Origin of the sequence: Pseudoalteromonas sp. SR45-5, from assembly GCF_014163565.1 — a bacterium.
GTDB lineage: Bacteria > Pseudomonadota > Gammaproteobacteria > Enterobacterales > Alteromonadaceae > Pseudoalteromonas > Pseudoalteromonas distincta.
Map to the genome: position 1 here is coordinate 1 of NZ_JACJDN010000349.1, position 4,170 is coordinate 4,170.

Annotated in this window: 6 protein-coding genes and 1 pseudogene; 6 read left to right on the forward strand and 1 reads right to left on the reverse strand. The window is 38.2% G+C overall.

What is annotated here, in order from left to right; all coding sequences use genetic code 11:
- The first annotated feature begins 216 nt into the window (after positions 1-216).
- The 3 genes and pseudogenes from H5072_RS13015 to H5072_RS13020 form a co-directional block, all read left to right on the forward strand.
- Positions 217-648 (forward strand): transthyretin-like family protein, encoded by a 432-nt coding sequence (locus H5072_RS13015; protein ID WP_259395945.1) that lies wholly within the window; start codon positions 217-219, stop codon positions 646-648.
- A gap of 23 nt (positions 649-671) precedes the next feature.
- Positions 672-860 (forward strand): hypothetical protein, encoded by a 189-nt coding sequence (locus H5072_RS21210; protein WP_259395946.1) that lies wholly within the window; start codon positions 672-674, stop codon positions 858-860.
- A gap of 130 nt (positions 861-990) precedes the next feature.
- Positions 991-1,836: pseudogene (locus H5072_RS13020) on the forward strand (lipase family protein); the annotation flags it as partial.
- A gap of 14 nt (positions 1,837-1,850) precedes the next feature.
- On the opposite strand, the gene soxR reads toward H5072_RS13020, so the two are convergent.
- Positions 1,851-2,312: a redox-sensitive transcriptional activator SoxR gene (gene soxR, locus H5072_RS13025; protein WP_182693756.1), complete on the reverse strand. Its 462-nt coding sequence runs from the start codon at positions 2,310-2,312 to the stop codon at positions 1,851-1,853.
- A 77-nt stretch (positions 2,313-2,389) separates the two neighbouring features.
- On the opposite strand from soxR, the gene H5072_RS13030 reads away from it, so the two are divergent.
- From H5072_RS13030 to H5072_RS13040, 3 genes are all read left to right on the forward strand, one after another.
- A complete protein-coding gene (locus H5072_RS13030) occupies positions 2,390-2,863 on the forward strand; it encodes a flavodoxin family protein (RefSeq protein ID WP_182674961.1) in 474 nt (157 codons plus the stop codon).
- A 65-nt stretch (positions 2,864-2,928) separates the two neighbouring features.
- Complete coding sequence (locus tag H5072_RS13035) at positions 2,929-3,441, forward strand: DsrE family protein (RefSeq protein WP_182671945.1); 513 nt, start codon at positions 2,929-2,931, stop codon at positions 3,439-3,441.
- Between the two features lie 8 nt (positions 3,442-3,449).
- Entirely contained in the window at positions 3,450-4,085 is a 636-nt protein-coding gene (locus H5072_RS13040; RefSeq protein WP_182693758.1) for an SGNH/GDSL hydrolase family protein, read from the forward strand.
- The last annotated feature ends 85 nt before the right edge of the window (positions 4,086-4,170 follow it).

Below are 4,170 nucleotides of genomic sequence, written 5' to 3' on the forward strand. Positions count from 1 at the left end.
AAAAACGTGCAGTATAATTGTACCTAATTAGTATGTTCCCCTACTTTTTTTAATATAAATATGGTCGATGTAATTAATTGGCCATAAACATTAAGTAGCTTATAGCTAGGTCTTGGGAGAGTGTTTGCTTTGTTTTTATCGCGTTTAAAAATTTTTGTGTTGGTAATAGCCTCTATTGCCGTTGTTTTTTTTACTACATCACAGGCTTGTGCGGATATGTTTGGCTTTTTTAATAAACAAGAATTTTATTTATCGGCTCTAGTAAAGGGGCAGTTATTAGATAATGGGCAGCCAGTTGCAAACACTAAAGTAATGCGCTCACTCACCTATGGCGATGAATACGTTGACGAAACCACAACAGACGAACACGGTTATTTTACTTTTACAGAAAAAACAATAAAAACAGGTAAGCCCTCTAATATGTTTGATAACGACTCGTTGGTTCAGCATATTTATTTAGAAAACGGCACGCCAGAAGGAATTGTTTTATGGTACACGCTTGTTTCAATTCATGAAAAAAGTGACACACTTAAAGAGCTTCTTGCACACTTGAAGTGCGATATTTCTAAAGAGCCGCAAACATACGATATTCCAATTAAAGAAGATACCAGCCACGCTTTTGCGATTTACACATCATGTAAACTTTAACTATTAATTTAAAGGGAACTTATATGAATACTTTGACGCCAACCCAAGCGGTACAGTTAGCTAACCTTGCTTATAAAGCAAAAAGCATTAAAACCACTAACTTACTTCATCGTTCACTTCATGCATCTTTGCGCGACAATTTTAACTTTTCAGTTAACCCTGGCGCAGTACAAGGGGTAACGGGCGGTTTTTCTCCCATTTATTTAATTTAAGTACGGGTTTTGCTTTAGTAGGGCATGGGCTTGGCGATTATCAGGGTGATTCGGTTATAACAATTCGAGTACTAACTCGCTAAGAGATGGCTTAACTGATGGCCATTTTGGTTTAAGTGGAGGCTCAAATGGCAGTATGGTGCATGCTGGATTTAATAAGACCTTTTACAGTATGAAGCCCGCGTTACAGGAGTTTGTTGAAGCTAATATTAAAGATAAAGTAACCGATTGTATTCATTTAGTTGGCCACAGCTTAGGTGGTGCATTAGCGACGCTTTCTGCTGATTGGATTAGAGCTGAATATTCAATACCTGTAAAGCTATATACGTTTGGCTCACCGCGCGTTGGGCTTGAAAACTTCTCTCGGGCTGCGACATCAAGAATTGATAAAATTTATCGCTGTACTCATGGTGCAGACCCAGTTGCTAAGGTACCTTTGTGGCCGTTCTCGCATGCACCTTATAGCGGTCAAGAAATTCGCTTAGATAATGGGCAAGGTTTAAAAGGTGCTGCCCATACCCTCAATGGTACGCCTGGCTATATAAACACAGCCAATAGTAATAATTGGAACAACTTAACCATTCAAGCTAATCATTTTTTGAGTACCCCTGTGCGTCTAAAATTTGAAGATAGAAATCAAGCCTCTTTTACTTCCCTCTGGGCTGATAAACTAGGGGCTGCGTTAGTCACACTTTTAAAAGATTCCGGCTATTACAGTGCAGTTGCTGCCCAAGCTGCTATTGGTACTGGGCTCACTTTTTACGATATGTTGGCGCGTACTTTAGATAAAATAGCTAAAGCGTCAGCCTCGTTTGCAACACAAACCTTAGGTTTACTAGGGCATATGTTAGTGTTTGCAGGCAAAGTAATCAGTAAAGCGGTGGAGCTAACATATAGTTTTATAAAATCGGTATTCGATTCAACCCTAGGCGCTCTATACCGAGCGGCGAGAGAGGGGCTAAGCGGCTTAGATTAACTTTAATCTAGCCCTCAATCTCGCTCTAACAAAATAGCACCACTTTGGTTTTCGCCTAAGTGGTCATTTTTGTTATAAATAGGGCATTTACTCATAGATAAGCACCCACAGCCAATACATCCATCAACGCGATCGCGCAAACGATGCATATACACTATCCGCTCGTCCAGCTGTGCTTGCCATTGCTTTGAAAGGGCTGCCCAGTCTTTTTGCGTGGGTGTGCGCTGATCAGGTAATGTGGCCAGTGTTTGTTTAATTTCATCAAGGGTTATTCCCATTGCTTGTGCGGCTTTTATTACCGCTATGCGGCGCAGTACATCTTTTTTATAGCGGCGTTGATTGCCGCCATTTCGCCAGCTACGTATTAGTCCTTTTGTTTCGTAAAAATGTAGGGTTGATACTTTTACGCCGCTACGCTTTGCTACATAACCCACGGTTAAGTTGGCCTCAGTTAGTTTTTTTTGATCTATTGGCATTATTTTTAATTTCCGTTTGACCTCAATATAGCTTGAGGTTTTAAGCTTCTTTCAACATTAAAAAAGGAGCTAACTAAATGCAACAAAAACTTGAGCGTAGCACTGTTATTATTTATTCAAGCGCACGCAAAAATGGTAATACACAGGCGCACGTTAATGGATTTGCAGAGCAAAATAATGTGCGTGTAATATGCTTAGATGATTATAAAATTGCGCCGTACTGCTATAACAAAAACTATAAAAATGATGATTTTTACGCTGTGTTTGAAGCACTTTTAAAATATGATCATTGGGTGTTCGCGTCTCCTGTTTATTGGTACAGCACCACGGTACAAATGAAATTATTTATCGATAGAATAACCGATTATATGGACGATGAAGCATTAAAACCTAAGCTTCGTAGTTTACGTAGTAAGCATTTTTCAGTGCTTTCTAATGCGTCATCAAGTGAAGCCCCCGCCTGTTTTGTAGAGCAGTTTAAAAATACGTTTAGTTATTTAGGTATGCAGTTTATTAACCACAGCCATAAAAGTACCCAAAAGGTTGCTTAAATTGCAGCCTTTTTTGGTTGTCTCTGGTATTTTAGTAATAATCTTAAAAAACACAGGACTGTTTTATGAAATATTTACTATTGTTAGTGCTGCTTTTTAGCCCTTTAATATATGCAACAGAGCAACCAATTAAGGGATATGGTAATTATTACAATGTACCCGAGCATGATGAAATTAATGACGCTACGGTATTTAAAATAGCATTTGATGTTGCTGATGGCGCTGAAAAAGGCGCGCAAAATAATTCAATAAATTCGCTAGCGCGTTTTATTAACATGCATGTGGCGCATGGCGTAAAGCCTGAAAACATACAACTTGCATTAGTTGTGCACGGCAGCGCAAGTGTTGATGTGTTAGCTAATAGCGAATATAAAAAACGCTTTAACGCTGACAATAAAAACCGAGCGTTAATTGAGCAGCTACTAGCAAACAACACTAAAGTGTATGTTTGCGGGCAATCTGCTACTCACTTTAAAGTAACGCCAGCGCTTTTAATTGAGGGTGTAAAAATGTCGCTTTCGGCTATGACCGCTCACGCACAACTTCAACAGCAAGGCTATACGCTCAATCCATTTTAATGACTCAAATAATAAAAAATATTCTCTGCTTTGGGGATTCAAATACATGGGGCTTAAACCCTGTAACGGGTAAACGCTTTGATGAAAATACCCGTTGGACATCACTTTTAAATAAAAACTTAGGGTGTGGTTTTAACGTAATAGAGGCAGGGCAACCTAATCGCACTTTAGTGCATAATCCCCCGTTTGACGGTGTGCTTAATGGTGTTAGCTATTTAAAGCCTTATTTGGATAAGCATGATCTCGACTTTATTATTATAGCTCTTGGTACAAACGATCTTAAAAAGCGTTTTAATTTAACACCTACTTTAATAGCAGATGGCTTGAATGATTTAATTAACTCAATACATAGTTATTATCAGCAAGGTAGTACTTTAAAATCTCCTAAGATTATTATTGCTAGCCCACCTAAAATAAGAATTACCGAGCAGTATTCACGTATTTATGAAGAGGCTGATACAAAAGTAACAAAGCTCTCTAGTGCATTTAAAAGCGTTGCAGCTAATAATAAGTGCGCTTTTATTGATTTTAACTCGTTCATTAACATAACAGATGGTGATGGGATTCATTTTGATGATATCCAACATTTGGCAATAGGCTTTAAAATAGCGCAATTGGTTCAAAACTCACTCAATAATTGTTAAATCTATCTGTGTGAATTTAATGCGTCTTATGCAATCATCTAATAAAGTAGTGATATAAATTAACAACTTCGAGATGCTATGAAAA